This is a genomic window from Paenibacillus oryzisoli, from assembly GCF_001653565.1.
In the GTDB taxonomy this organism is placed as follows: domain Bacteria; phylum Bacillota; class Bacilli; order Paenibacillales; family NBRC-103111; genus Paenibacillus_E; species Paenibacillus_E oryzisoli.
In genome coordinates this window covers 85,119-111,085 of record NZ_LYPB01000045.1, presented here as the reverse complement: position 1 = coordinate 111,085, position 25,967 = coordinate 85,119, and the positions used below count along the sequence as shown (strand labels likewise).

Sequence of the window (25,967 nt, the reverse complement as noted above, 5' to 3'; positions counted from 1 at the left end):
GGTACAAATACCATACCGAATGAGCGGCCTTTTTGGCTACCTTTTTTTGGTTAATCAACAGGCCTGGAAAAAGTACAGTTATTTAGCTCTGTTTTTGCAAATATGACCGATATAGGCTGAATTAACCACATATTTTCCATCTAATAAAAATTTTGGAGTGGATTTGCAAATAATAGATGTACATTTTCCATCTAATTGAATATATGCAACGACTAAAAACCGATGATTAACGAGAGGGGAACTAATCAGACGAGTCACTTTCTTTCAACGAAAACAAACAAAAAGCATAAATAAAAAGCCCCGCGAGAATATCTCGGGGGCCCGACGTGTATGAATTAATGGTGTGGTGTGAGTAATTTATCTGCTAAAGATTGTTTGAGTTTCTTCATTGCCTCTGTCTCAACTTTGTTGCTTTGGGCGAATTTCGTCCCTGTTAATGCAAGCGCTTCCTTGACTGTCATTTCGACACGAATAATTTCTTCGCCATGCGGAATTTGTAACATTTTCATCACTCCTATGTCAGCTTTTAAAAGCGAAAACATTGATTCTACGCACTTTTAATATAACACATCATGTCAGGTTAAACAAGGGCAAACAAGCCCGTTTTTCAAATAAATAATGGGACTTGTCCGAGGGGGTGAACACCTTCAGGAAGGCATGAGTTGAGAATAGCATCAACGTTTTTTCAGTGAGATATGCACAGAAAAAATAACCGGTCTTAACCATGAAGATCATGATTAAGATCGGTTATATCTTTCGTACTATTTAACGGTAACAACGCAATTCCACGATTTCTGCATGCGCAGAGCCATTCGTTGATTTAACTACGACACGCAGACGGTTCGTTGGCACGGGGCTGTCTAACACATGGACATGATGACGTGTATGATTGTCCGTTGCTTCAACAACTGTTGTCCACGATTCACCAACCAAAGCTTGCACCGTATAATCTTTAACAAGTTCAGGAATAACTTCGAATTCGGTCCGATGATGATGCAAATTAATGAGATCCTCGTTCACGTCATCATTGAACGTTACATGTATTTCTCTTATCGGTTGAGCTTCTGTCCAGCTAGCTTCGAGCCATTCTTCCCCACCACTGACACCAGAGGAAGACCATAGATGCGGACTTCCGTAAGGCCGTTTGTGGCCGTCAGCAGCTTTGTCAGCCCCAAAAGCGGAAGTAGGCGAGAGAAGTCGGAAACACAATGGCTTCCGTCTGAAACTATGCGCGCTCCAGTCGATCACAGGTTGATCAGGATGCATGTCCCCGAAGTCAGCGGTACTTGTCGTAGCTGCATTATTGTTCTTAAAGGACAGAACGCCGGATTGCGGGCGGTCGGATAGATGTACAGCGAGTGCGGAGTTGCTTCTGAGCACGATGAATGCGTTCTGAGCATAGGCAGGCTCCCATTGCAAAGGAGCGTTGACCCATTGGTTAGTTCCCTCACGAACAGGCACTACAACGGATGCAATCAATGTATGCGGGACGTAATTCTGAGCTTTGCCTGTGTCCCAAAGTTCGACAGTAAGCTCTGTCGCAGCAGATGCATCGATAAGCAGCTCGATGCCATTAATAAACGGATCTACGGGCACTAGAAGCCCTACAGGTGTCTCCAAAAGATGAACACCAGCCGAATGCTCCAATGCCAGCTCTGTCAGTGTGCTGGAGGCCGACAGCGTCGCGCTTCGCACTAGATCTCCCTCGTCGTTATTCACAACGCCGAGAATCGAAGCATCCTGCCGCAGCAGCGTCTGCTGCAGCTCGTTCAAGTGCTCGCTGTGCAGCTCGCGCGGCGAAATTCCTTTGGCTGCGCATAGAGCTGCGCCCGTGCCTGCAGCTTCACCAATAACCGCACATGTCGCCATGACACGTGTTGTGCCGAAAGCAACGTGGGACGCGCTGATATTGCGTCCAGCCATGAGCATATTCGACACGTTGGCCGAATAAAGGGAACGGAACGGGATATGATAGGAACCATCCATATGCATATGTTTAGATCCGCTTTCCGTCGAATACATGCCTTGCGGCGGATGCAAATCAATCGACCAACCGCCGAAAGCAACGCGGTCCTCGAAGAACTCTTGTGCAATCACGTCATTCTGATTTAGGACGTAGTCCCCGACGAAACGGCGGTATTCCCTTTTCCCTGGAATCGAACCAATCCATTCAAGTGTTAAATTCGCGCTGTCGAATTTTCCGGAGTTTTTGATATAGTCCCAAATTCCATAGATAACGGAGGAAAGCTCATCGCGAATTCGCTCATTATCATGGACGGTGTCATGTTCGCCACCCCATTCAATCCACCAGTACGCACACCCATTATCGCCGCTGCGAATGACACGTTTCATAGGAATCGAGGTTTGCGTAATGTCTTTGGCAAAGCTCGGAGCTATATATTTGACTGGTCGCCCTGCATCCTTTGTGTAGAAGAGCAGCGTGCTGCCTAACGTGATATCATCCGGTACAAGAGGTGCCCATTCCTCGTTTAATTCATGCCTAGCTTCGCGGCCAATACGGAATTGGGCACCTGCAAGGAAACCAACCAGACCATCGCCTGTACAATCGAGAAACACACGACTTTCGAAACGTATTCTGCGTTCAGAGCCCATCATCCAACCTGTGACGGCTTGAATGGTGCGATTATGATCATCACCTGAGGCATCAACCTCATGTACATCTGTGTTTAAGAATAAAGTAATATTCGGCTCCGCTTTGACCTTCTCAAGGACAATTAGATCCCAAATATACGGATTTCCATCGATATTGCGATATTGGTTTTCTACAAAAAGTTCGCCCATGATGCCAGTTTCGCGCGCATTTCGGTGGACACCATGTGAGGTGGCACCACACACCCATACACGTATTTCACTGCTGGCATTTCCGCCAAGTACCGGACGATTTTGAACCAGAGATACAGTTTGACCCAAACGTGCTGCTGCAACAGCTGCACAAACGCCTGCCAAGCCACCGCCAACGACTGTGATATCAGATGTAACGATTTCATGTCTCATTATGAGCACCTCACTAGGATTAGAATATCTATGCTTTCATTTTAGAATAGGTGATATCCTTTTAACATACAGTGAGTTACAATAAGCATATACTTTATTTCATTAATTGGAGAGTGTGATATGGTCTATCGCGATCTAGCCTTGAAACTCCTGTCACATGTGTTTTGGCACCACAAAAAAGAGTTTATGTTTGAACGTGACGACTATCCATGTTGGACGATATTTGCAGTCGAAGAGGGGAGCTTCTTCTATGAAATTCGTGGGGAGCAGGGGGAGGCTAGATTTGGAGATCTTGTGCTTTGCCCCCCTCGCACCGTGTTTCGCAGAAAAACATTGGAGCCGTTAACCTTTCACTTTTTACAGTTTATCGGAGAGCCCCATATGGAACACGAAGCTAGCTGGGTGGGAAAGCTTTCTGTCCAAGATATGCCTAGGCTGACTTCCAGTTATCGCTATTTACGAACGTTGCAGGGATGGGATGAGGAAAGCACTGCGCACAAGCTGTATCTTGTGAATGATCTTATGCGAATGGTGCATATGGATCGGTTTATTGAGGAGAGTCCTCAGAGTATGATCGTAGATGGACAAATGGACGAAGCGCGGAGCTTCCTGACGGATCATGCGTTTGGGAATCTGTCGATGCTTGAGTTAGCCACTTCCTTGGAACTGACACCTGTTCAATTTACTCGTAAGTTTCGGAAAGCCTTCGGCCAAACGCCGAGCGAATTTATTAACGACTTGCGTCTTACGCGTGCGAAACATCTGTTGGAAAATACAACGTTCACCCTGGACATGATCGCGGCTCAATGTGGATATGAGAATGGGTTTTACCTAAGCCGCGTGTTTACACAAAAAATCGGCAAGGCACCCTCACTTTATCGCAGTATGCATCGGGTATAGCGGAAGCGCAAAAGGACAAACCCCCAGATCTTATAGAAGATAGGGGGTTTGTCCTTTATACTCTTATTTTAATCACCCGTATAAGGCAGTTTGCCTTCCGCGTATTCGTTCTCGGGCTTGCGAATCCAGCGCTGTAAATAACCTTGCGTATGTAATGCCTTAATCAGAATGATCAGTACGGGAGAGAGTATTACGCCTGCCACACCGAATAGAGATAGGGATACAATCATGAAGGCTAAGGTCGTAAAGGCCGATACACCTAAGGATTCACCTGTGATTTTGGGTTCCATAATCTGTCTAACGAGAATCACGACAATGAGCAAGGCGCTAAGCCAAATTGCTAACGTGGTATTCCCGACGATGAATAGGTAGATAATCCAAGGAATGAACAAGGTAGATACGCCGAGCAAAGGCAAGACATCGAAAACCGCTGACAAAAGCGCGATAGAAAAGGCGTTATTCACATTAAGAACAAGTAAGGCCACAAAGATAACGATGAATGTTAATGAGATAAGCTTGGATTGTGCTTTTACATAAGAAACAATACCTTTTACAACGTTCTCCTTAAGAAAAAAGAAGGCCGATTTAAACGTATTCGGTGTTTGCTCACTTGCAAGACGTTTCCACGATTCAATTTCGATGCTTAAGAAATATGCGAGTATGATGCCGACGATGAAATTGAACATGAACGTAGAGAAGGAGGTCAGGGAAGCAACCAGTCCGGATAAAAATGCAACTAGGAAAGTTGAAGCTTTTCCTGCAAATTGTCCAGCGTAGTCTTTGGCTTTGCTCGTCACATCATCAGGCATGGCTTGGAAGCGATCATTTAATTCAGCAATCCGATGAATGATCTGATCATTAAAGATCGCTGCATAATCATCAATTTTATCAACAAGACTCATGATCTGGCTGGTAAAAATGACAACAGCCCCTGCTAATGCTCCTAGAATAATTAGGACGAACACTAACGTTGAGATCGCAGAGGCTAGCGATTTGCTCATCCCTTTACGATTCAAGAATCGAGCTAATGGCTCGATCATCATGAAGATAATCAAGGCCAAGAAGATTGGCGTGGCGATGGCGTACAAATAACTGAATAACAGCATGAATAAGTAGACGGTCAATGCGATGAGCCCTATGTCAAATACCGTTCGCCAATATTTCTTGTAAAAAGAAAGCATCCCTGTTCCCCCAGAAAAGTTATTGTTCAGTTAAAATAATCGGACCGTTACTTGTGATTGCAATGGTGTGCTCGTATTGTGCTGACAGGCTGCCATCGTACGTTCTAGCTGTCCAACCATCTTGGTCAACTTTGGAGTGATATTTGCCAACATTCAACATCGGTTCAATGGTGAATACCATACCTTCTTTGATGCGCGGCCCTTTACCTGCTGGTCCATAATGAGGTACTTGAGGTTCTTCATGCATCTCTGAGCCGATTCCGTGACCGATGAAATCACGCACAACGGAGAAGCCTTGCGACTCTGCATAAACTTGAATGGCATTGGCGACATCGCCGATCCGATTGCCGACGACAGCTTTTTCAATACCTTTATATAAGGACTCCTTGGTAACTTTCAAGAGTTTCTCAGCAATGGGCGAAATGTTCCCCACCGCGTAAGACCACGCCGAATCTGCTAGCCATCCATCGATGCGAACAACCATGTCAATCGTAACAATGTCACCATCATTAAGCGGCTCTTTTTTGGGGAAGCCATGACAGATGACGTCGTTTACCGAAGCACAAGTTGCGTAGGGATAGCCGTGATATCCTTTTTGCTCAGGCGTAGCGCCATGTTTGGCCAGGAAGCCTTCGACGAATTGGTCGATTTCCCATGAAGTAATGCCTGGACGAATCATTTTGGCGATTTCTTTGTGGCAATCAGCAAGAATTCGGCCTGCTTTCCCCATGGCTTCAATTTGTTCTTTTGTTTTAATCGTAATCATCAAGTTTCTCTCCTCTTGGGCTAGCTTCACTAATTGTACATTATGTCCATTTTGCTGACCAAAGCTTCATCTCTCTAATAATTTGATGCAGATCCTGCCCTTTTGGTGTCAAGGTATACTCAACCGTAACAGGAACGGTAGGGAACGCCATGCGCTCGAGTACCCCGTGTTCTTCCAGATGGCGCAGAATATCCGTAAGGGATTTGGGGCTGATGCCCGTAATTTGGCGCTGAAGCTCTCCGAAACGCTTCGTTCCACAAAATAATTCGCGAAGGACTAGAAATGCCCATTTCCCGCCAATAACCTCCAAGGTTCGTTCGACGGAACACTCGATTTCTTTGGGGATTTTGGGAATGTAATTGCTAAGTGGAGCGACTTTTTCATTTTCAAGCGTGGACATGAGATCGCTTCCTTTCATCAAAATTGTGAAGGGTACTTACTAAAAGGTTAGTAAGTTAACATTTTGTAATAAGGGATTAATACTCATACTACTATGTATTTTAAAGTTCCTTATGTCATTTGGCAATAGAAGGGCAGAATAGGACAAGGTTGATTTCATGAGCTAGATTCTTTACAATAGAGTTAAATTAAAATTTATTGTTTCAGGAGATGTGTACATATGAAAGTCAAAATTTCTCGCAATGCAGCAAAAGTACTTCAATTGGAGCTTAATAAAGAAGAAAACCAAGGTTTGTTAGTTCGCGTACAAGTGACGCATAAGCATGGTGATCATGCTCACTATGGTTTGGGTCTTGATGATAAAACAGCAAACGATGTTGTGGTAAACACAGACAAAGGAATTGATGTTTTGTTAGATCAAACAGAGCCGCTTCTAGACGGTATTCGTATTGACTACTTCTACACACCAGAAGAAGGTTTCATGATTACTAACCCAAGCAAGGGGAACCACGGAGACCACTAATGCGGAATGATATTCGCATTTGTGATAAATGCAAACACATGAAGGTGAAATCGGCACTTGCCAAAATTAGTGCCATTGCACCGGACACGGAAGTCAAAGTTGCGTGCAAATCATATTGCGGTCCATGTTCGAGATTTGCATTCATTTTTATTAATGGCCGCTATATTACGGGCGCAACGGAAGACGAAGCGATTGAAAAAGCAAAAAAATACGTAAAATAATGAAAAAGCATCCGTCCAATGGGACAGGATGCTTTTTTGGCGTATTATAGCTGAACCTAGGCATGAACGGCGGATTTCTCCAGTAACTTACGTATCTCATGATCGATCTTGTGCGGCTTCGTAGTGGGAGAGAAGCGCTTAATCACTTGACCGTTTCCATCGACTAGGAATTTGGTGAAATTCCACTTGATCCCGGATCCGAATAGACCTGACGCGTTGCTTTTCAAATAACGATACAACGGGTGCGCATCAGCGCCATTCACATCGATTTTGGCGAATAGAGGGAAATTAACGCCGAAATTAAGCTGACATGCCTGCTCAACCTGGGAGTTGTCGCCAGGTTCCTGATCTCGGAATTGATTGCACGGAAAACCTAGAACACTAAAGCCTTGATCTTTATAGGTATCGTGTAACTCTTGAAGTCCTTGGAATTGAGGAGCTAATCCGCATTTCGTTGCTGTATTTACAATGAGCAGAACTTGGTTCTTGTAATCGCTAAGAGATTTGTCCTCACCGCGAATTGTCTCCACTTGAAATTGATGTACACTCATTATGACACTTCCTCCCGAAATAATGTTTCTCGCAATTTAATTGTACACAATTTTAATTGGGAAGGGAAGTTATTTTTTTGCCAAATCTTCTAATGCACCTGTCAGCCCAGGAAATCGCCACTCGAACCCATGCTCTTGCAAGACACGTGGAATGACTTTCTGACCTTCCAAAAGAAGAACAGAAAGCTCACCGAACAACAATTTCATCATAAATGCGGGAACGGGAAAGAGATTGGGTCTTCGCATGACAGTTGCAATCGCGCGTCCAAATTGTTTATTCGTTACCGGATTGGGAGCCGTCGCATTCACGGGACCTACAATCTCGTCATTGTTCATGCAAAAATCAATCATTCTCACCATATCTTCAATGTGAATCCAGGAGTGCCACTGCCTGCCACTACCCACGGTGCCGCCAACACCAAGCTTATAAGGAAGTGCCATCTTAGGAAACGCACCTTCTTTATTATCCAACACAAGACCAACGCGCACCTTGACGATACGTGTTCCTTGGATGAGGTTAGCCGCGGCCTCCCACTGTTTAACGACACTCGCTAAGAAGTCCGTTTCTCGATAGGGGCTCCTTTCGTCAAAGGTATCCGTTTCCGAAATACCGTAATAGGACATACCAGAAGCGTTCACAACGACTTTAGGCTTTGGATTCATTCGCGATACTAGCTTGGCTACATGATCTGCAGCCTGCAATCGAGATTGTACAATACGGGTCTTAGCCGCAGGCGTCCAACGTTGACTGATGGATTCGCCCGCCAAGTTTACAATGGCATCGAGACCTTTCATGAGTTCCGAACTTTGCTCCAACTCGTCCCATGTTATCGTTCTGACCCCTGGTATCTGCTTCGATGAAGAGCGCGCTATATTAATGAGTTCGTGACCTTGGCCCAACCAGTAAGTCATTAATCGTTTTCCAATAAATCCACTGCCACCTGTGATCGCTATTTTCATATGCAAGCACCTCCATATCCTTATTATAAATTTTCTACCCAATGAATACCATCTAGCAGCTAGCGATAAAGAAGGCAAACTTCTCAGGCATAAATGACGACACAATTCGTTGTTTTCGTGTATAATTGGATTCGGTCATTAATTAACCGTTGGGTAATTACTATGCCAGCGAGAGGAGTCATCGTCTATGAATCGTATGCGTCACTTTATTCAAACTTATCATCCTATTGTACATACGCTTATTCTAGGTACGGTTATGGCTCGGGCTGCCTCTTCCATGAGTTTACCATTCCTAGCTATCTACTTAGCGAAGCATTCTACCATGAGTCCTGGGCTTATTGGAATTGTAATTGGAATGGGAGCATTAGCTGGAACGTTCGGCGGTTTTATCGGCGGTACATTGTCAGACCGATTTGGGCGTCGGGTTATTATGCTAGCGGCCCTCTTCGGATGGGGATTCGTATTCCTAGGCTTCGGTGTTGTTAAATTACCGGTCTTATTTATGCTGTTGAATATGCTTAATGGACTGTGCCGCTCATTCTATGAGCCTGTGTCGCAAGCGCTTATGGCAGATTTAACGGATCCGTCCAAAAGAATGCAAGTATTCTCACTTCGCTATATGGCGATAAACGTTGGTGTAGCCGTCGGTCCATTGCTTGGAGCGTTCTTTGCGACAATGAACGGTGCGCTGCCTTTCCTGCTGACTGGAATTATTTATTTGATCTATGGTGTGACCCTTTATGCTCTTCTCATTAAATTCGGAATAAAGCAGATCGAAGGCGAGAAGAAAGCTGTCATTACTTTCCGTTCGGCCATAGATGTCATTCGCAAGGACATGACCTTCCGTTTGTACATTATTGGCGGCATTATTGGAGCAATTGGTTATTCACAGGTTATGGTGACGTTATCGCAGTACTTACAAAGGGACTTTGCTAATGGGGTCAAAATGTTCGCTATACTCATGAGCGCCAATGCGATTGTCGTCATTGCGATGCAGATTCCTCTTGGAAAATGGGCGGAGAAGTATTCACCTTTAACGGCTATTGTTGTAGGCAATCTCATGTTCGCATTAGGTGATATTGGGTTTGCTTTCTCTCACTCATTGATCTGGTTGATTATTTCCATGGGGATTTTCACATTTGGTGAAATTCTGAACTATCCTGCCGCGAATATGCTAATAGATAAGTTAGCTCCTGAACATATGCGAGGAACGTACTATGGTGCTCAAACGTTAACGAATATCGGGCACTTTATGGGGCCATGGATCGGCGGCTTTTTATTGGTATCCTACGGCGGCAGCACACTTTTCCTAGTAATAGCTATTTTGTCGTTAATTGGATCTATTTTCTATTGGAGAGGCACGAAACGTCAAAAATTTGTAAAAATATCGTCGAAAATCCAAATATTTTGATGGATTTCGTAAAAATAGTTCCTCGGAACTATTCGATTTCAAATCGTCATCCCTTATTCTTGAGAGTATAGCAAGTAGGTGTATGAAAGCTTCATCTAAAGAATGTGCATGTCATCTCGACAAAGGCAAAGCTGGCGAAAGCCAGTGACGCAAAGCTACAGGGGCCTTACTTCTCCTGCAAAGGACAAGCAGCCAGCCAGCCGCCGAACGATTGGGAATTCACTTTAGAACCCCTCTAGTCGGTTCACTACGGTGGGGTTTTTTTCTCTGTCATAGCGAAGTAAATGAAACAATAGGAACAAATGGAACGACATGAACAAAGGGGGCCTTAACGGCATGAATTCGGAAGAAAAATTGCAGGGTGAACAGAAAGCGACATCGTTATGCGGTAACCATGTTGCGCGTTTGGTGCCATCCACGGATGGACCTAAACTTATGATTAACCGAGAAGAATATGCATTGAACGAAGCTTGTTGGGATGTTGAAATGTTTCATGGTAGAAATAACAGCATTTTGATTTTCTACTGGAAAGGCGAAGTGAAGCTATCTGTGAAAATGCCTCCAATGGCTCAAATTGAAGGGTTTGTCACAAGACTTTTACAATGTCTATCATCCAAATTGAGAGCGGTTCAACCTATTTAGGTGAATCGCTTTTTTTCTTATATGGAAGATCCAGTAACCCAATGCCTGATGATTTTCTCATTGTCATCAATCAACACTAGCTGATATAATATGACCAATACATATTCGTAGTTCTTAAGGACTATATGAAGGGGATGCATGGCATGAGATTGATCACACGTTCTGATTTCGATGGTTTAGTATGCGCGATGCTCTTCAAACAATTAAACATGGTGGACGAAATGAAATTTGTTCATCCCAAAGATATGCAAGACGGATTAATTGAAGTGACAGAGAATGATATTTTGGCAAATGTGCCATATGTCGCAGGATGTGGCTTATGGTTCGATCACCATTCCAGTGAACTTACTCGGATGGGGGAATCTGTAACGTTCAAAGGTGAAACTCGGCTGGCTCCAAGCGCAGCGCGCGTTGTCTATGATTACTATGGCGGCAAAGAAACTTTCGGCGATATCGACGATATTATGAGTGGTGTAGATAAAGCGGATTCTGCACAATTTAGCAAAGAGGATATTCTGAATCCGAGCGGTTGGGATTTGTTGTCATTTATCATGGACGCGCGAACGGGGTTAGGTCGTTATCGGGATTATCGTATCAGCAACTATCAGTTGATGGAGGATCTCGTTGAACATTGTGCAACGAAATCAGTTGACGAGATTATGGAATTGCCTGATGTCAAAGAGCGTGTTGCTCGTTACTTTGAACTGGATGCATTATATCGGGACATGCTGCAAACTTACACGCGGGTAGAGGGAAATGTCGTTATAACGGATTTGCGCGATGTGGAGACGATTTATCCAGGGAATCGCTTCATGATTTACGCACTGTATCCAGAGCAAAACACTTCTATTTGGATCGTGGACGGCCGCAACAAACAAAACTGCGTATTCGCTTGTGGGCACAGCATCGTCAATCGCACCGCACAAACAAACATTGGTGATTTGATGCTGCAAAATGGTGGAGGCGGGCATCACGCTGCGGGGACTTGCCAAGTGGACTATGCACAAGCTGATGAGGTATTGCGCAAAATCGTTGAAACGATGCAAATCGCAGGTTAAAATAGGAGGATAAGCCGCAGCGAGGGAGCAGTCCATCGTGCGGTTTTTCTTTGTTAGGAGATTATAATCCATGGACATAAAACACATGCATCATGTTGCAATTATATGTTCGAATTATGAGAAATCCAAGCATTTCTATGTGGATTTACTGGGACTCACCGTCATTCACGAAACCTATCGTGCCGAAAGAGACTCGTACAAATTAGATTTACGAATCGGGGATACCGCACAGGAAATTGAATTGTTTTCTTTTCCGAATCCGCCACTGCGTGTAAATCAACCTGAAGCTAGGGGACTGCGTCACCTGGCCTTTGTGGTAGCGAATATGGAGCAAAGTGTACGCGAGTTGGAAAGTAAGGGGATTCAGGTAGAGCCGGTACGTGTTGATCCCATTACCGGGAATTTGTATACGTTTTTTGCAGATCCGGATGGGTTGCCTTTGGAATTGGTGGAGGTTATTGGTGAGTGAAACCAGTAGCAATCGATCCGGATAAAGAAAAGCGGCCGCTATGACTTTAATAGAAGTCACAGCGGCCGCTGTTTCATTTGTTGGATTTCTTATCGGCGCGGAGGTAAAGGGCCAAGATATTGGAACAAATTACACTCAATCCGTCCGTTAAACAGCTTACGCTTCTTATCAGCGCGGCGGTTCATGTAGTGCTCGAGCTGCGTGCTCGGGCTAAGGATAAACAGGCTCCACGACGGCATTGGCCGCGTAAGTGCGCCGAGCTCGCGCAGCGTAAGCTCGACATCCGGTGCTTCACCAAGACGCTCGCCATAGGGCGGATTGGTGATTAAGCAGCCATAGTCGCCGCGCGGGCGCGCCTTGGCGATGGGCTCAACCTTCAGCTGGAACTGCTTCGTCAGTCCAGCTGCCTTGGCGGCCGCCTCTGCCACTTCGATGGCAGCAGGATCAATATCGCTGCCGACGATGTGCAGCGGCACGTTGTCTTTGACCGCGTCGAAGGCTTCGTCGCGGGCCTTGTCCCATAGCTTGCGGGGAACGTTCCCCCAAGCTTCACTAGGGAAGCTGCGCCGCAGGCCTGGCGCGATATTCCAGCCGATCATCGCGGCTTCGATCGGGATGGTTCCAGACCCGCAGAACGGGTCGTACAGCGGCCGGTCGACGTTCCAGCGGCTTAATAAGATCATAGCGGCCGCCATCGTTTCCTTCAGCGGCGCCTCTGTCACGAGCTTCCGATAACCGCGCTTGTGAAGACTCGGTCCGGTCGTGTCGATCGTTAGCGTCGCGATATCATTCAGAAGTGCGACTTCGATCACGTAGCGTGCCCCATTCTCAGGGAACCACTCGGTGCCATAGCGTTGCTTCATCTTCTCGACGACAGCTTTCTTGGCAATCCCTTGGCAAGCGGGAACGCTCGATAATTGGGACTTATGGGAACGCCCTTCGACAGGGAATTCGGCATCGTTCGGGATCCAGTCTGGCCAAGCAAGGGCTTTGGTGCCTTCAAAAAGCTCATCGAAAGTTGTTGCTTTGAATTGTCCCATTAGCACGAGGATACGATCTGCTGTACGCAACCAAAGATTCGTGCGACAGATCGCCAATTCGTCACCAAAGAATCGGACGCGTCCATTCTCGACGGTCAATTCCTCATAGCCGAGATCACGGATTTCGCGGGCAACGATAGCCTCAAGTCCCATCGGACAAGTGGCGATTAGTTCAATTTTTTGTGGCATAGGTATAGTCCTTCCATCCGGGTTGTACAACGCTCAGAAAACTCATACAATTAACAAGTATAGGACAAATAGGTTACACTTACAAACGGGTATTACAAAGTACCTGCCTATGATGCAAATTTAGGAGGACAAATACATGGAAAATATCACTGCCGAAAGCTATATGGAAGCTCTATATGAAGAAGATGCGGTTCTAACACGGGTTAAGGAAGTCATTGTTGCTCACAACATGCCTGAGATTTCGATTGCGCCAGGATATGGCCGATTATTAACGATGCTAGTTACGATGATTGGTGCGAAGCGAGTGTTGGAAATTGGTGCGTTAGGCGGATACAGTGGCATTTGTTTAGCAAGAGGGTTAAAAGAGGGCGGAAAGCTCATTTCCTTGGAGTTGAAACAAGAGTTTGCAGATGTGGCGAAGCGGAACGTGGCTGATGCCGGTCTTGGCGATTTTGTGGAGTATCGGATTGGCCAAGCACTCGATCACTTGAATGACCTGCTGGAGCGGGGAGAGCGCTTCGATTTCTTCTTTATTGATGCGGATAAAGTGAATTATCCGAACTATTTGGAGCTCGCAATCAAGCTGGCGAATCCAGGAGCAATTATTGCTGGTGATAACACGCTGATGCGCGGCAAAGTTGTTGACGAGGGGCAAACGAAGGCTTCGGTTCAAGCGATGCGAACGTTTAATCAGCGAATTGCGACAGATGAGAGGCTGGAAAGTACCATTTTACCGGCGTATGATGGATTAGCGTTAGCACGTGTCAAATAAGTAATCGAACGAAAGAGCGATTCGCTGCTGCCAGCCAATCGCTCTTTCGTGTGTTAGGACGCTTTATCTTTCGTATATATTTCAGAATCGATTCTTTTCATATCTTTCATTTGAGGTTGAATTTGTGTTATAGGAGTCTGAGGTTGCCTGGCAGGTTCGAGATGAGTCGTTGTACGTTGTTTCTTAAAGCTCATCGTGCTAAGGCTGTTCCAGTAGATAAACAAACATTCTGCACAAACGATAATCAGTATGATTTTGCGCCAATTTAGCTTCATTCGATAAGCCTCACTTTCCATCACACACCTATATTAGCATATAGTGGAAGTAATTTCCATGAATTTTGTCATAGCTTTGAATTTTCCTCATATCCTCCGAGCTTTTCCATAGTTTTAGACTATTTTAATTAATCACTTGCTTACTTTCATCTACTGTATACGACATAACCACTCAGCACCATTGGAAATCCCTACAAATACAAACTAACCTTCTTCACGCCCAAAATAAAGTCATCCATCCTGTAGCAGTAATGTGCGCTGGCTTCACAAAAAACAAATTTATGGGTTTAAAATTGTAAAACTCCAGTTTTGATTCAGTGAACCTGTCTCCGACCATTGGATACAAACGCCACCCTCGGCTGTTGTGCCTGCGCTCATGCCCAGCACTTTGCCACTATTGCGATTTTTCAGTTTAAAGTAGCCCCCGCCAACATCGACCAGCAACCACTGCTGGTTATTGCTACCGTTGTCTGTCCACTGAATCGTCTGCCCTCCGTCAGCCATCGAAGCACCCGAAATATTCATGAATTTGCCGCTGTTCACGTTTTTAATATTCACATAACCGCCGCCTGCATCGATAAATTGCCACGCTTGGCTGGTTTTGGTTCCGTAAGTGTTTTGCACGACCGTAGCGCCGTCTGCGGTGGAATCGTTGGAGATGTTCAAAGCCTTGCCGCTGTTGCGATTCATAAGCGCATACGTTTTCGTCACATTAATCGGTACGCTAACAGACAAGGTAAACTGCTGAGACCAAGAATTCGTATCGGTGACTTGCACACTCAATGCGCCGTCTGCGGTAGATCCGCCAGTAAAGCCTAGCACTTTGCCGCTGTTGCGATTTTTAATGCGCACATAGCCGCCGCCTGCATCGATAAGCTGCCACATTTGGTTATTGCCGCTGGTATTCGTCCATTGGATATTAGAAGCGCCGTCTGCTGTCGAGTTTCCGCTGATATCCATGAACATGCCGCTGTTCACATTTTTAATGCGATAATACCCTGAACCTGCATCGATGAACTGCCACGTCTGACCTGCTGCTGCCGTATATCCGCGTTGCTCAATGCTTGCACCGGTAGACGTGGAATTGCCTACTGTACCCAAGGCTTTATTCGACCAACGGTTCGTAATCGTGTACTGTTTCGTTGTATCAACGATCCCTGCGCTTGGCGCCCAAGTGCCTGCCGCCGCATCTAATGACCACTGACCGTACCCGTTAATGGTCGGCGCTCCATTGCTGTCAAATGTAAGCGGATACCATTGAATGCGACCGATTCCCGTAGATCCGCCCATGTTATTCCAGCGGTCCCCGATATACATATACATCGTGCCTGAAGTCCCCTGAATCGGTAACACTTGATCCGTCTGTGTATCATAGGAATTCCCGGAATACGGGCTCGTTGCACAAACGTATGGATTGGCCCAAGTGCCGGACAAGCTCAAAGTCGAGTAGCACCAGGTTTGGCTTGAACTCCATCCATTGGTTGTTGAAGCCAACATGATATATTTGCCGTTTCTTTTGAAAAGTGTCGTTGCTTCTTTATAGGGTCCCGTTGAAACAAAAGTTTTGGTCGTTCCCGCCAAATCCAAATAATCGGAAGTCAACTGACTGATTTGCAAACCACCATTCGTGTTTACGTAATCGATCGTGTACGTAATGTAAGTACTGCCATCATCGTCGGTAAAGATCGAGCCCAAATCACCCATTTTGAAGCCACCAGGTTGAGCGATGTTCTTCTCGTACGTAAAAGGGCCATCCGGATTGTCGCTTGTAAAGAACATCAATTTGTTCCGGTTGCCATCACCACTGCCCCACTCGGAAATCATGACATACTTCGAAGTTGCACTGTTATACGCGACGACTGGTCTTCCGACCCACTGTGTATTGAGAAAACGTTTCGTGGTTGTGTCTCCAATCGCATCCAGCTTCACATTAATGGATGTAAAGTCCACGACGCTTTCATGCTTCGTCCAAGCTTTCAAATCCGTCGATGTGTATAAATTGATTTTCTTCACGCCTGACACAGAATAATCCATGCCATACCAGTAATGCGTGCCGTCCTTCTGAATGACGAAACCGCCTTGCGCCCAAATCTCGTTGCCATCTGTGTCATACCAATTGGTATTGTTCACAATATCGACCGAGGCGGCCTTTGCCGGTTGGACGTAAATCATCGAAAGGACAAAGAGAACTGCCATCACTCCCGCTATAATTTTCTTACTTAAGGAAGAAACTTCCATTGACATGAAACATACACCCTCTCATCATATATTTTTGGTAAACCTAGCGATAGCCGGACCTATCCCCCTTCGTAAGATGTATAGCACAAAATGAACGCAACAAAGAAACCATGTACATTTCAAATGATGCCATGTTCTGAGTCAAAAACTTTGCACGTGTAAACAATCATTAATCCGTGGCGTCACCTCCATTGAGATTCTAATATTTCTACTGTTATAATAAAAGAAAACGCTTTATTTATATAGCTAAATTGGCTGTATATTATAGCACAAATTGAACATGATGGAGGCGAACCGTATGATTCGTCCTTTTTACTTCTCGGAGTTTTCCGAAAATCTGGTGAATCTCCCCTTGTACCTCTACAGCGTGGGTAATCATTATGAAAAATATTTATCCCGTTCGGAAGGTTATAGAGCCACACAAATCTTCATGACTTATGAGGGGAGCGGTACCTTCGACTTGTTCGAGCAGGGTAAATTTACGTTAGGCGAACAACAAGTCTGCATCATTCGTCGCGGGGTTCCCCATGAATACTACCCGGCAAAAGAAGAGGACTGGAATCTCGGATTTATCGGCTTTAATGGGCATGCTGCAGATGCAATCCTCTCCGGTATGCCCGAAGGAGAGCCGCTGACCTTGTCGCCGGAGCTGTTTCAACGCTTGTGGAACGATATGGCTCACCTCTGGCAAATGACGACGAGCCAAGTGGAAGATGCCCCATGGAAGGGCTCAGTCATCCTGTACTCGCTTATCTTGAGTATGTACCAAGAGCTCCGCTTGCCAGCTCCCAGTGCGGTCAGCTCGACCGCGGAACACAGCAATCCGCTTAATCGCGCCATCCAATTAATGAATGCGCACTATGCAGAGCCGCTGCTCATTACTAATTTGGCGCATGCGGTCGGATATTCCGTGCAGCATTTTAACCGGATCTTCCGCAAGCATTACGATATCTCGCCACACGAATATTTGCAGCGTATCCGCTTACAGCGGGCTATTCAGTTCATGGAGGAACATCCCGACATTTCTGTCAACGATACCGCGAACTCGGTGGGGTGGGATGCGAACTATTTTATCCGTGTCTTCAAGCAGGAATATGGCGTGACGCCAAAGGTACACCATCGCAATTGGCACATGAACGAAGATAATAAAGGTAAGGTGGCGCTGCCGAGTCGGAAGTAGAGGGCCGGAGTTAGAGTAGTGGAAAGGCGATTCATAGCTAAAATCATTCGGTATACTTCGACATACAAGTTTTTGGGAAACGTATGGTGACTACTTACGGCATGTTTCGCTAAAAGCGCGAACAGCCAGCGAGTCGAAGACTTTAACGCCCATTTTGGGCGCTAAAGTCCGATCGCAGGCGGCTGCGGAGCAAATAAGGCGCCCATTTGGGGCCTTATCATTCGCTAAAAGCGCGAACAGCCAGCGAGTTGAAGACTTTAACGCCCATTTTGGGCGCTAAAGCCCAATCGCAGGCTGCTGCGGAGCAAATAAGGCCCATTTGGGGCCTTATCATTCGCTAAAAGCGCGAACAGCCAGCGAGTCGAAGACTTTAACGCCCATTTTGGGCGCTAAAGTCCGATCGCAGGCTGCTGCGGGAGCAAATAAGGCCCATTTCGGGCCTTATCATTGGCTAAAAGCGCGAACAGCCGCCGACTTGGGCTACACTCAAACGTCCAAATGCACCAAACCTGTCGTAATCTCCAACACATACCGTTCACGATCTGGCATCTGAACGTCGTACGCCATCTGGACAGCACGCTTGATATCATAGGGCACCCGCACGAATTGCAGGGCAACCCCTGCAGGATTCGCATCATCGATCTCGCCCTCGATTACACAGTAGCATGCCTGTGGTATGCCGTCGTAGGGAACGCCGACGCTTCCGACGTTGAACAACAGCAACCCGCTGCGCTCCCCTGTACTTGCACTCCGCTCTCCCAGGCTACTCCTTTGCTCGCCTGTACGCGGGCTTGTAGACTGCACAGAATCCGCGTTCAGCAGCACGCTTCCATCCCCCTCATATTCACCCGATTCCAAGGAATCGTTCAGCAGCAGCTTCGGCTCTTCCACACTTCTTCGCTTCTCCGAAGGATTACTCAACGTCAACATATAAGGGATATGAATATCCCCGTAACCGACGATATCCGGCTCGATCCCATCTCCGGTCATCGTTGTATTCTCAAACATAGCTAGCCGCTCATTCTTGGATGCTTCCCGTTTCAAGCGATGAAAGACGCTTTGAGCTGACGCGTGGAACAAACGAATCAGTTTCCCGCTAAGCATCACGTCGATTGAGTAAGGGAGCTGTTTCAAATAAGCAATCCGCTCATCTCCAAGTGATTGCTGCTGCCAGATACCAGCAGGTAACTCCTGAGGCATCGTAATGCCGAGATCCCAGTTGCCTTGTACAACAGCTTCACAGGTTAATTGAATAAGGTCGACAACCTCAGCTGAGCTTGGCCCCTTGCCAACAAGATCGCCCAAACAGAAGATACGGGTAAGGCCTCTGCGCGCAATATCGTGAAGCACGGCTTCCAAAGCAGGCAGGTTGCCATGAATATCGGAAATGATAGCGATTTTCTCCAAGCAATCCGTGTCCTTTCTCTAACCATATAATCTATGTAATGATTCTGTTATACCACAAGGTGGACAATCTGAAAATGTGAGTCCCTCCCTATTACCCAACGATGTCGACATCTGTTATAATTTGTAGGGGGAAAGGGGAATGTTTGAATTGGAATCTAGACAAGATCGTCACGGAAAAGCGAAGAAAGAATCAAGTCCGAGCAAAAAGCCTTCACTTAAAGTTTTAGGTGGCTTCACGGTTGCAGCGATTGCTTGTTTTGCTATTGGAATCGGGGCATCGTATTTGTCCTCCAATTATAATACGGGGGAAGAAGAGGAAGCGGCTTCAACGCCAATGGCTGTTATTTCACCGAAACCATCAACCAACACGACGAATGGAAGTTCGACTGTGGGAGTAAGTCCCAAGCCTTCTGCCACCGTTACCCCGACACCAACACCATCAGCGAATGCAACAGTGGTCAATCAAGTAGGAACTGGGGCACAAGTGAAGTTGACTTTTGTGGGTGATGTCATAATGGCCTCCAAAGTGGAAGATATTCTTAAGCAAAAAGGCTATGATTACCCGTACACGCATGTAAAAGATTTCTTAACCAAAGCTGATTTTACAATCGCCAATTTGGAATCGCCAATAACGACTAGAGGCAGCGTTCAGAGCAAAGAGTATGTGTATCGTTCTGCGCCTGAGGCATTGCCCCCGCTTAAACAATCGGGTGTTGACATTGTCAACCTAGCCAATAACCACATCATGGATTATGGATCTGAAGGTTTGTTAGATACAATGAAAGCCTTGGATCAAGAGGGAATTAAGCGAGTGGGAGCGGGCAAGGATCTTGCTGAAGCTTACCAACCTACGATTGTGGAAAAAGATGGAATGAAGATTGCTGTTTTTGGATTCAGCCGCGTCGTGCCAGAAGCTTCGTGGAAAGCTGCGCCTGGTCATCCTGGCGTTGCCGAAACGTATAACTATAAGCCGCCTGTCGAAGCTATTGAGAAAGCCAAAGCAACAGCTGATCTCGTTGTCGTTGTGGCTCATTGGGGCGTAGAGCGCGATGATAACCCGGACAAGTATCAGAAGGAACTTGCACATCGTTATATTGATGCCGGGGCAGATCTGGTAATAGGCGGGCATCCGCATGTCCTGCAAGGCTTCGAACAGTACAAAGGTAAATGGATTGCTTACAGTTTGGGTAACTTCATTTTTACGACGAATGACACGCCCAAAACCTGGGAAACTGTCATCTTAGAAGCAGCTTGTTCGAAGGATAAGTCCTGCAATATTCATCTCGTACCGATTTTGACGAAATCAGCATTGCCGACGCCAATGAACGAGGAAGATGGTGCGAAGCTATTCCAACGTTTAAGCAAAATATCTATCGGTGCTACGGTGGATGCACAAGGCAATGTGAATAAGAAATAGAAGAGGAGTTCATCTAACATGACAACAGCGATCCGAAACATATATTGCGTTGGACGAAACTATCGCGCACATGCGGCAGAACTTGGGAATGACGTTCCTGACCAACCGATGATTTTCACGAAGCCTACTCATGCGTTAGTACAGATGGATGGCGGGGAACTGTCTCTCCCCAATGATCAAGGTGAGATTCACTATGAAACTGAACTCGTGATACATATAGCAAAACCTTACATAGAAGGCATGAAAGTCGATGAGATTGTCGATCAATATGCACTGGGGATTGATTTTACACTTCGTGATGTGCAGACTGTAATTAAGAAAAAAGGGCAACCCTGGCTGCCAGCCAAAGGGTTCCTCAAGTCAGCGCCACTTACAGCGTTTCGTCCGTTTCCCGGAGCATCCCAATTGACGAAATCCAACTTCCAGCTCCGGAAGAATGGACAAGTTGTTCAAGATGGGAATATATCGCATATGATTTTTGATCTTCAAACCATCATCGATTACATAGCGAAGCACTATGGATTAGGCCCTGGCGATATTATTTTCACCGGAACACCGGAAGGTGTAGGCTCAGTCCAAGACGGCGACCGATTAGCTTTGTATTGGGGAGAAGAACAATTTGGCGCTTTTTCCATTCAGTTATAGCATAAAAGGGCAGTCTCTTAGGTCATATCGACTTCAGAGAACTGCCCTTCTTTAATTTTTCTATGTATTCGTTTCAAGGGGATTGGCTAAAGCTTCATCGGAATATTGCTCTCTTACACGGAGAATAGTGGGTAGTTCTTTAAAGAAGGCATCAACCACATCCGGGTCGAAATGTTCGCCGCGTTCCTCCTGAAACAATTGGAGAATGCGATCGAGCTCCCAAGCTTTCTTGTAGACACGATCACTGCCGAGGGCATCGAATACATCAGCTATAGCTGTGATGCGACCATATATATGGATCTCTTCACCTTGGATACCACGAGGATACCCACGACCATTCCATTTCTCATGATGCTCGTAGGCAACAACCGCGGCGGTTTTGAGAATGTGACGAGTCGAATTTCGAAGCAGATTATAGCCGATCACTGTATGATTTTGCATGAGTTTGAACTCGTCCTCGGTCAACTTGCCGGGCTTATTGAGGACCGCATCAGGGATAGCGACTTTGCCGATATCATGCATAGGTGATGCAATCTTCAAGAGTTCAGCTTCATCCTGACTCATACCTAACGCAAGAGCTAGTAAATACGAATACTCGGCAACACGCTTTACATGATTGCCTGTTTCCTTCGAACGACTTTCACCAATTTCCCCCATTCGGAAAATGATTTCTTTCTGTGTTTCTTCAATTTCCATTGTGAGGAGTGCAGACTCCAGGGATTTACCAGCGTAAGAGGAGGCTAAGGTTAAATATTCCATATCTTTATCTGAGAATTGCTCACTTGCAGTTAGCTTATTAATTGCTTGATATGCTCCCATGATCTCTCCTTGGCTATTGCGGAAGGGGATGACCATTAACGCTTTCGTGCGATAACCCGTTTGTTGATCCGTACGAATGGCACCATTTTGCAGATAAGATTTGTATTCCTCATTGGTATAAGCATCATGAATAAAGACAGCTTGATCATTCGTTACGGCGTAGCCTACAAGGCCAGCTGAGCTTGGAATTCGGATTTCATCGAGACCATGAGCCACTTTCGACCATAGTTCATTCTTCTGTGTATCGAGCAGCCAGACAGTACAGCGATCGGAGACAATCATCTCGCGTCCCATATCCGCCATCAGCATAAGTACGTTATCAAGTAGCCGTTCATTTGCAATCTTGGAAGCATAGTCGAATATGACACGCAGCATTTCTTCGGGTTCTAGGTCTCTTTTGAAAGTGGGATTGGTAGAGAAGTGATCTTGCTCCATGTCAGCCTCCTATCGCTTATAGTTTTTATATTATCATAGAATAGGTGATTTATGGTTAACAATTTGGAGAAAACGACCGAAAAATGTCGAATTAATTTTACAAAATACCATAATAAAGCGACGTTCTCGAATATGATACAATGTAAATAATTAATGTGGTTGCAGAAATTGGAAGGATAGGGGAGAAGTCTATTTATGCTGTTTATGCCGGTCGTCTACGGATTCATAGGAAGCGTATTGATTGCAGGGGCTGCCTACTGGAAGAAATCATTATCTGTGACGGGAGGGATTGCTGCTATACTGCTAGGAACGACGATGTATGCGTGTGGGAGCCTTGCATGGTTCGGGACACTGATCGCGTTCTTCATTTCTTCTAGTTTGCTATCGAAACTCAAACATCAGCGTAAAGCTGCTGCAGAAAGTGGTTATGCCAAAGGTGGGCGAAGAGATGCAGGCCAAGTTGCTGCCAATGGGGGGCTTGGTTTGTTGCTATGTATTGGCAATGTCATCTGGCCAGATCCCGCGTGGTGGTACATCTACATCGGGGTTATGGCAACTGTGAATGCCGATACGTGGGCTACAGAAATTGGTGGGTTGAGCAAGTCAATTCCTCGGTCTATCGTGAATGGGAAGCGGGTTGTAGCGGGTACTTCAGGCGGAATTACAAGGTTAGGGATTGTAGCATCTTTATTAGGCGGGGCGTTCATTGGACTTATAGGGGGCATTTTCAATCATATTGGAGAGACGCAAGCGTCCTTTAGCTCGATTATTATCATAATCTCGATAGGTGCAATTGCAGGACTAAGTGGATCTCTTGTGGATTCCTGGCTCGGGGCTACCTTGCAGGTGATGTTTCATTGTGACGTTTGCGGCAAAACGATTGAAAAACAGGAACATTGCTCTCAGAAAGCTAGGCAAATTCGTGGTCTGCGAGGGATGAGTAACGATGTGGTAAACGCATCTTCCTCATTAATCGGAGGGGTAATATGCTTCTACTTAAGCACCTTACCTCTCTAATGGTTGTTCATCCGTAATCCTCAATAGCGTTTATTCAATCGGCTCTTTCTGTTCGACCTCCGAAGTTGTGGAGGAAACGGCCGGTGGAAGTTGCACTTCATGAAGTTGTTTCTCTAACTGTTTCACTTTACGCTGCAGCTTGTATTGACGCACCATACCGAAGAGACCAACAATGAGACCACCTAATAAGGTTGAGGTTAAAATGACGAGAATCAAAGGTGTGGACGTCGTGGTGAACATGAAGTTGACTTGTACAGGTTCTACATTGACGACAGCGAATACTGCTGTGATTAGAGCAAACACTAAGGCACTGATTAGGATCCATTGCATCTTCATATAGCCATCATCCCTTCCTATTTTAAGAAAAAGGTTGAAAGCCAATGCTTTCAACCTTTTCGTGTTCCTTGCTAGCCGCCCTCGCAAGGCATGGGAGGGCTTCCCATACATCTTTGAACGATTACTTCGTAAGCTCTTCCATTTGATCCAGCAACGAGCTGAATACGCTCATCGCTTGCTTAATTGGCTCAGGTGAAGACATATCCACACCGGCCTTCTTGAGAATATTTAGCGAGTAGTCACTGCCGCCGCTTTTGAGGAAGCCGAGGTAACGGTCAACTGCTGGCTGACCTTCATCCAAAATTTGTTTCGCGAATGAAGTAGCAGCAGAGAAGCCTGTCGCGTATTTATAAACATAGAAGCTGTTATAGAAGTGAGGAATCCGAGCCCATTCCATCTCGATATCTTGATCCACCACCATGTCATTGCCATGGTACAGCTTATTCAAACCGTAGTAGATTTCGCTGAACTCTTGTGGTGTTAAGGATTCGCCTTCTTCTGCTTTCTCATGCGTGATCATTTCGAACTCAGCAAACATCGTTTGACGGAATACTGTCGTACGGAACTGATCAGCGTAGTACGTGAGCAAGTACATTTTTTCCTTCGGATCCGTTACACGTTTCAACAGGTAATCCATGAGAAGGGCCTCATTAAGCGTTGAAGCTACTTCCGCTAAGAAAATAGTGTACTGAGCATAACGGTACTCTTGATTCTCATCGGACAAATAAGAATGAATCGCATGACCCATCTCATGAGTCAAGGTAAACATGCTGTTCAAATTGTCTTTATGGTTCAACAATACGTATGGATGCGTGCCGTAAGCACCCCAACTATAAGCACCATTGCGCTTATTTTTGTTCTCATAAACATCGATCCAGTGGTTGTCGAAACCATCTTGAAGAATTTTTAAGTAATTTTCGCCAAGCGGCGCCAAACTTTTCTTGATTTCTTCCTTTGCTTGCTGATACGTAATATCCATTTTGAACTCTTCTACGAGCGGTGCAAACAGGTCATACATATGTAATTCATCGACCTTGAGCAGCTTTTTACGGAGTTTGAGATACCGCTGCAACTGAGGCAAGGATTCGTGAATGGTGGAAATTAAGTTCGTATACACTTCTTTCTTGATATTGTCACCAAAGAGTGTCGATTCAAGTACAGAAGGGTAGTTGCGCGCTTTAGCGTAGAAAATGTTTTTATTGATATTCGCGCTTAACGTCGCGCCAATTGTATTGCGATTGTTGCGGTACGTTTCATAGACAGCCTTAAACGCATTTTTCCGAACCTCAGGATCACGGCTCTCCAAGAACTGGATATAGCTGCCATGGGTAAGTTCAACTTCCTCACCTTTTTCATTCTTCACCTTCGGAAATTTCAAGTCTGCATTGTTCAGCATGCCGAAAATCGTACTTGGTGCCCCAGCCATTGTGCCTGCTTGAGCAAGAAGGGCTTCTTGTTCTTTGGATAACGTATGAGGCTTCTGACGAATCATTTCTTCAAGCGTATCTTTATAAAAAGATAAGGAAGAGTCACTTACAAGCTGCTGCAGCTTATCGTCCGAAAGGCTTAATATTTCAGGAGAAATGAAGGAAGCTGCTTCGCCAACTTCAACACTGAGTTTTTTGGCTTTCTCGGATAAAGCCTGATAAACAGGTTCAGCTGTATCTTCATGATGCTTCATGTTGGCGTAGACATATAATCTTTCCATTTTCACAGAGAGCTCATCTTCCAATTGGAAAATCTGCTTCACGGAAGCCGCATCGTTAAGTTTTCCTTGGAAGGCGCTGACTTTGCTAAGCGAGCTCTTCACCTCTTGAAATTCCTGATCCCAAGCCTTCTGATCGGCAAATAAATCCTCCAATTGCCAACGGTGCTCGGCAGGTACTTGCTTGCGTTCCAATAATTGAGTCATCGGAGCCCTCCTGTTCTTGTTTTGAGATTGGGGTAAGCTGGAATCCTTTGCGTGTAAATCTGTTATGGGGACAGAGCTAAGCAGAATTCCCATTACAGCTGTTACATAAAGCAGTCGCATTGCGGTCACGCTCCCGGCATATACCCATGTGGGATGTAATAACTATAATCCCAATCCATGGTTTTCACC

General features: G+C 45.7%; 26 protein-coding genes, 1 pseudogene and 1 riboswitch. Of the genes and pseudogenes, 13 read left to right on the top strand and 14 right to left on the bottom strand.

Going from position 1 to position 25,967, the window contains the following annotated elements; all coding sequences use genetic code 11:
• Positions 1-335: 335 nt before the first annotated feature.
• Together A8708_RS35760 and A8708_RS03740 are read right to left on the bottom strand one after the other, a co-directional pair.
• The gene (locus tag A8708_RS35760) at positions 336-509 is read right to left on the bottom strand and encodes a hypothetical protein (RefSeq protein WP_167355846.1); all 174 of its coding nucleotides are present in this window, start codon (positions 507-509) and stop codon (positions 336-338) included.
• Positions 510-765: 256 nt separating this feature from the next.
• The gene (locus A8708_RS03740; RefSeq protein ID WP_068662175.1) at positions 766-3,015 is read right to left on the bottom strand and encodes an FAD-dependent oxidoreductase; all 2,250 of its coding nucleotides are present in this window, start codon (positions 3,013-3,015) and stop codon (positions 766-768) included.
• 120 nt (positions 3,016-3,135) lie between these two features.
• Here A8708_RS03740 and A8708_RS03735 point away from each other — a divergent pair, with 120 nt between their 5' ends.
• Positions 3,136-3,915, top strand: a complete 780-nt coding sequence (locus A8708_RS03735; protein WP_068662174.1) for an AraC family transcriptional regulator — start codon at positions 3,136-3,138, stop codon at positions 3,913-3,915.
• 68 nt (positions 3,916-3,983) lie between these two features.
• Here the strand turns inward: A8708_RS03735 and ytvI are convergent, their stop codons facing one another.
• Genes ytvI through A8708_RS03720 form a run of 3 tightly spaced genes read right to left on the bottom strand, consistent with a single transcriptional unit; the run spans position 3,984 to position 6,262 of the window.
• On the bottom strand, positions 3,984-5,096 hold the full coding sequence (gene ytvI / locus A8708_RS03730) for a sporulation integral membrane protein YtvI (protein ID WP_068662173.1): 1,113 nt from the start codon (positions 5,094-5,096) through the stop codon (positions 3,984-3,986).
• A gap of 19 nt (positions 5,097-5,115) precedes the next feature.
• The gene (map, locus tag A8708_RS03725; RefSeq protein ID WP_068662172.1) at positions 5,116-5,862 is read right to left on the bottom strand and encodes a type I methionyl aminopeptidase; all 747 of its coding nucleotides are present in this window, start codon (positions 5,860-5,862) and stop codon (positions 5,116-5,118) included.
• Positions 5,863-5,902: 40 nt separating this feature from the next.
• On the bottom strand, positions 5,903-6,262 hold the full coding sequence (locus tag A8708_RS03720; protein ID WP_068662171.1) for a winged helix-turn-helix transcriptional regulator: 360 nt from the start codon (positions 6,260-6,262) through the stop codon (positions 5,903-5,905).
• Positions 6,263-6,481: 219 nt separating this feature from the next.
• Between A8708_RS03720 and A8708_RS03715 the strand changes: the two genes are divergently transcribed.
• Entirely contained in the window at positions 6,482-6,784 is a 303-nt protein-coding gene (locus A8708_RS03715; protein WP_068662170.1) for a heme biosynthesis protein HemY, read from the top strand.
• Positions 6,784-7,005, top strand: coding sequence for a YuzB family protein (locus tag A8708_RS03710; protein ID WP_028556521.1), 222 nt, complete (start codon positions 6,784-6,786; stop codon positions 7,003-7,005). Before A8708_RS03715 ends, A8708_RS03710 begins: the two co-directional genes overlap by 1 nt.
• A gap of 56 nt (positions 7,006-7,061) precedes the next feature.
• Here A8708_RS03710 and A8708_RS03705 read toward each other — a convergent pair whose 3' ends face one another.
• Together A8708_RS03705 and A8708_RS03700 are read right to left on the bottom strand one after the other, a co-directional pair.
• Complete coding sequence (locus A8708_RS03705) at positions 7,062-7,556, bottom strand: glutathione peroxidase (protein WP_068662169.1); 495 nt, start codon at positions 7,554-7,556, stop codon at positions 7,062-7,064.
• Positions 7,557-7,625: 69 nt separating this feature from the next.
• Positions 7,626-8,516 (bottom strand): TIGR01777 family oxidoreductase, encoded by an 891-nt coding sequence (locus A8708_RS03700; protein WP_068662168.1) that lies wholly within the window; start codon positions 8,514-8,516, stop codon positions 7,626-7,628.
• A gap of 187 nt (positions 8,517-8,703) precedes the next feature.
• Between A8708_RS03700 and A8708_RS03695 the strand changes: the two genes are divergently transcribed.
• The 4 genes from A8708_RS03695 to gloA2 all read left to right on the top strand — a co-directional run bounded on the left by A8708_RS03695 (position 8,704) and on the right by gloA2 (position 12,096).
• On the top strand, positions 8,704-9,927 hold the full coding sequence (locus tag A8708_RS03695) for an MDR family MFS transporter (RefSeq protein ID WP_068662167.1): 1,224 nt from the start codon (positions 8,704-8,706) through the stop codon (positions 9,925-9,927).
• Positions 9,928-10,041: 114 nt separating this feature from the next.
• Positions 10,042-10,135, top strand: a riboswitch (cyclic di-GMP riboswitch).
• A 128-nt stretch (positions 10,136-10,263) separates the two neighbouring features.
• The gene (locus tag A8708_RS03690; protein WP_068662166.1) at positions 10,264-10,569 is read left to right on the top strand and encodes a hypothetical protein; all 306 of its coding nucleotides are present in this window, start codon (positions 10,264-10,266) and stop codon (positions 10,567-10,569) included.
• 143 nt (positions 10,570-10,712) lie between these two features.
• Positions 10,713-11,627, top strand: a complete 915-nt coding sequence (locus A8708_RS03685; RefSeq protein WP_068662165.1) for an exopolyphosphatase — start codon at positions 10,713-10,715, stop codon at positions 11,625-11,627.
• A 70-nt stretch (positions 11,628-11,697) separates the two neighbouring features.
• A complete protein-coding gene (gene gloA2, locus A8708_RS03680) occupies positions 11,698-12,096 on the top strand; it encodes an SMU1112c/YaeR family gloxylase I-like metalloprotein (RefSeq protein ID WP_068662164.1) in 399 nt (132 codons plus the stop codon).
• Positions 12,097-12,185: 89 nt separating this feature from the next.
• Here gloA2 and A8708_RS03675 read toward each other — a convergent pair whose 3' ends face one another.
• Positions 12,186-13,325: a THUMP domain-containing class I SAM-dependent RNA methyltransferase gene (locus A8708_RS03675; protein WP_068662163.1), complete on the bottom strand. Its 1,140-nt coding sequence runs from the start codon at positions 13,323-13,325 to the stop codon at positions 12,186-12,188.
• 136 nt (positions 13,326-13,461) lie between these two features.
• Here A8708_RS03675 and A8708_RS03670 point away from each other — a divergent pair, with 136 nt between their 5' ends.
• Entirely contained in the window at positions 13,462-14,097 is a 636-nt protein-coding gene (locus tag A8708_RS03670; protein ID WP_068662162.1) for an O-methyltransferase, read from the top strand.
• 53 nt (positions 14,098-14,150) lie between these two features.
• On the opposite strand, the gene A8708_RS36010 is transcribed toward A8708_RS03670, so the two are convergent.
• Positions 14,151-14,372 carry a hypothetical protein gene (locus A8708_RS36010; RefSeq protein ID WP_068662161.1) on the bottom strand — a complete coding sequence of 74 codons (222 nt, stop codon included), beginning with the start codon at positions 14,370-14,372 and terminating at the stop codon, positions 14,151-14,153.
• Positions 14,373-14,651: 279 nt separating this feature from the next.
• On the bottom strand, positions 14,652-16,616 hold the full coding sequence (locus A8708_RS03660) for an RICIN domain-containing protein (protein ID WP_068662160.1): 1,965 nt from the start codon (positions 16,614-16,616) through the stop codon (positions 14,652-14,654).
• A 292-nt stretch (positions 16,617-16,908) separates the two neighbouring features.
• On the opposite strand from A8708_RS03660, the gene A8708_RS03655 reads away from it, so the two are divergent.
• Complete coding sequence (locus A8708_RS03655) at positions 16,909-17,790, top strand: AraC family transcriptional regulator (RefSeq protein ID WP_068662159.1); 882 nt, start codon at positions 16,909-16,911, stop codon at positions 17,788-17,790.
• Positions 17,791-18,276: 486 nt separating this feature from the next.
• Here A8708_RS03655 and A8708_RS03650 read toward each other — a convergent pair whose 3' ends face one another.
• Complete coding sequence (locus tag A8708_RS03650; RefSeq protein ID WP_068662158.1) at positions 18,277-19,197, bottom strand: metallophosphoesterase family protein; 921 nt, start codon at positions 19,195-19,197, stop codon at positions 18,277-18,279.
• Positions 19,198-19,336: 139 nt separating this feature from the next.
• Between A8708_RS03650 and A8708_RS03645 the strand changes: the two genes are divergently transcribed.
• Both A8708_RS03645 and A8708_RS03640 read left to right on the top strand, forming a co-directional pair.
• Positions 19,337-20,614, top strand: coding sequence for a CapA family protein (locus tag A8708_RS03645; protein WP_082927246.1), 1,278 nt, complete (start codon positions 19,337-19,339; stop codon positions 20,612-20,614).
• 18 nt (positions 20,615-20,632) lie between these two features.
• A complete protein-coding gene (locus A8708_RS03640; protein WP_068662157.1) occupies positions 20,633-21,259 on the top strand; it encodes a fumarylacetoacetate hydrolase family protein in 627 nt (208 codons plus the stop codon).
• Positions 21,260-21,319: 60 nt separating this feature from the next.
• Here the strand turns inward: A8708_RS03640 and A8708_RS03635 are convergent, their stop codons facing one another.
• Positions 21,320-22,513: an HD domain-containing phosphohydrolase gene (locus A8708_RS03635; RefSeq protein WP_068662156.1), complete on the bottom strand. Its 1,194-nt coding sequence runs from the start codon at positions 22,511-22,513 to the stop codon at positions 21,320-21,322.
• 155 nt (positions 22,514-22,668) lie between these two features.
• Here A8708_RS03635 and A8708_RS37040 point away from each other — a divergent pair.
• Positions 22,669-22,773: pseudogene (locus tag A8708_RS37040) on the top strand (hypothetical protein); the annotation flags it as partial.
• Entirely contained in the window at positions 22,751-23,530 is a 780-nt protein-coding gene (locus A8708_RS03630) for a DUF92 domain-containing protein (RefSeq protein ID WP_420848524.1), read from the top strand. The pseudogene A8708_RS37040 and the gene A8708_RS03630, both read left to right, overlap by 23 nt.
• Positions 23,531-23,560: 30 nt before the next feature.
• On the opposite strand, the gene A8708_RS03625 is transcribed toward A8708_RS03630, so the two are convergent.
• A complete protein-coding gene (locus A8708_RS03625) occupies positions 23,561-23,866 on the bottom strand; it encodes a LapA family protein (protein ID WP_082927250.1) in 306 nt (101 codons plus the stop codon).
• A gap of 121 nt (positions 23,867-23,987) precedes the next feature.
• On the bottom strand, positions 23,988-25,778 hold the full coding sequence (pepF, locus tag A8708_RS03620; protein WP_068662153.1) for an oligoendopeptidase F: 1,791 nt from the start codon (positions 25,776-25,778) through the stop codon (positions 23,988-23,990).
• Between the last annotated feature and the right edge of the window lie 189 nt (positions 25,779-25,967).

What these genes read in the sequence shown, in the direction of transcription:
- A8708_RS03740 (WP_068662175.1), bottom strand. Translation starts at nt 3,015, where the DNA reads ATGAGACATGAAATCGTTACATCTGATATCACAGTCGTTGGCGGTGGC.
- A8708_RS03625 (WP_082927250.1), bottom strand. Translation starts at nt 23,866, where the DNA reads ATGAAGATGCAATGGATCCTAATCAGTGCCTTAGTGTTTGCTCTAATC.
- A8708_RS03645 (WP_082927246.1), top strand. Translation starts at nt 19,337, where the DNA reads ATGTTTGAATTGGAATCTAGACAAGATCGTCACGGAAAAGCGAAGAAA.
- A8708_RS03735 (WP_068662174.1), top strand. Translation starts at nt 3,136, where the DNA reads ATGGTCTATCGCGATCTAGCCTTGAAACTCCTGTCACATGTGTTTTGG.
- A8708_RS03690 (WP_068662166.1), top strand. Translation starts at nt 10,264, where the DNA reads ATGAATTCGGAAGAAAAATTGCAGGGTGAACAGAAAGCGACATCGTTA.
- A8708_RS03710 (WP_028556521.1), top strand. Translation starts at nt 6,784, where the DNA reads ATGCGGAATGATATTCGCATTTGTGATAAATGCAAACACATGAAGGTG.
- map (WP_068662172.1), bottom strand. Translation starts at nt 5,862, where the DNA reads ATGATTACGATTAAAACAAAAGAACAAATTGAAGCCATGGGGAAAGCA.
- gloA2 (WP_068662164.1), top strand. Translation starts at nt 11,698, where the DNA reads ATGGACATAAAACACATGCATCATGTTGCAATTATATGTTCGAATTAT.
- A8708_RS03685 (WP_068662165.1), top strand. Translation starts at nt 10,713, where the DNA reads ATGAGATTGATCACACGTTCTGATTTCGATGGTTTAGTATGCGCGATG.
- A8708_RS03695 (WP_068662167.1), top strand. Translation starts at nt 8,704, where the DNA reads ATGAATCGTATGCGTCACTTTATTCAAACTTATCATCCTATTGTACAT.
- pepF (WP_068662153.1), bottom strand. Translation starts at nt 25,778, where the DNA reads ATGACTCAATTATTGGAACGCAAGCAAGTACCTGCCGAGCACCGTTGG.
- A8708_RS03675 (WP_068662163.1), bottom strand. Translation starts at nt 13,325, where the DNA reads ATGCCACAAAAAATTGAACTAATCGCCACTTGTCCGATGGGACTTGAG.
- A8708_RS03670 (WP_068662162.1), top strand. Translation starts at nt 13,462, where the DNA reads ATGGAAAATATCACTGCCGAAAGCTATATGGAAGCTCTATATGAAGAA.
- A8708_RS03715 (WP_068662170.1), top strand. Translation starts at nt 6,482, where the DNA reads ATGAAAGTCAAAATTTCTCGCAATGCAGCAAAAGTACTTCAATTGGAG.
- ytvI (WP_068662173.1), bottom strand. Translation starts at nt 5,096, where the DNA reads ATGCTTTCTTTTTACAAGAAATATTGGCGAACGGTATTTGACATAGGG.
- A8708_RS03635 (WP_068662156.1), bottom strand. Translation starts at nt 22,513, where the DNA reads ATGGAGCAAGATCACTTCTCTACCAATCCCACTTTCAAAAGAGACCTA.
- A8708_RS03705 (WP_068662169.1), bottom strand. Translation starts at nt 7,556, where the DNA reads ATGAGTGTACATCAATTTCAAGTGGAGACAATTCGCGGTGAGGACAAA.
- A8708_RS36010 (WP_068662161.1), bottom strand. Translation starts at nt 14,372, where the DNA reads ATGAAGCTAAATTGGCGCAAAATCATACTGATTATCGTTTGTGCAGAA.
- A8708_RS03640 (WP_068662157.1), top strand. Translation starts at nt 20,633, where the DNA reads ATGACAACAGCGATCCGAAACATATATTGCGTTGGACGAAACTATCGC.
- A8708_RS03655 (WP_068662159.1), top strand. Translation starts at nt 16,909, where the DNA reads ATGATTCGTCCTTTTTACTTCTCGGAGTTTTCCGAAAATCTGGTGAAT.
- A8708_RS03700 (WP_068662168.1), bottom strand. Translation starts at nt 8,516, where the DNA reads ATGAAAATAGCGATCACAGGTGGCAGTGGATTTATTGGAAAACGATTA.
- A8708_RS03660 (WP_068662160.1), bottom strand. Translation starts at nt 16,616, where the DNA reads ATGTCAATGGAAGTTTCTTCCTTAAGTAAGAAAATTATAGCGGGAGTG.
- A8708_RS03720 (WP_068662171.1), bottom strand. Translation starts at nt 6,262, where the DNA reads ATGTCCACGCTTGAAAATGAAAAAGTCGCTCCACTTAGCAATTACATT.
- A8708_RS35760 (WP_167355846.1), bottom strand. Translation starts at nt 509, where the DNA reads ATGAAAATGTTACAAATTCCGCATGGCGAAGAAATTATTCGTGTCGAA.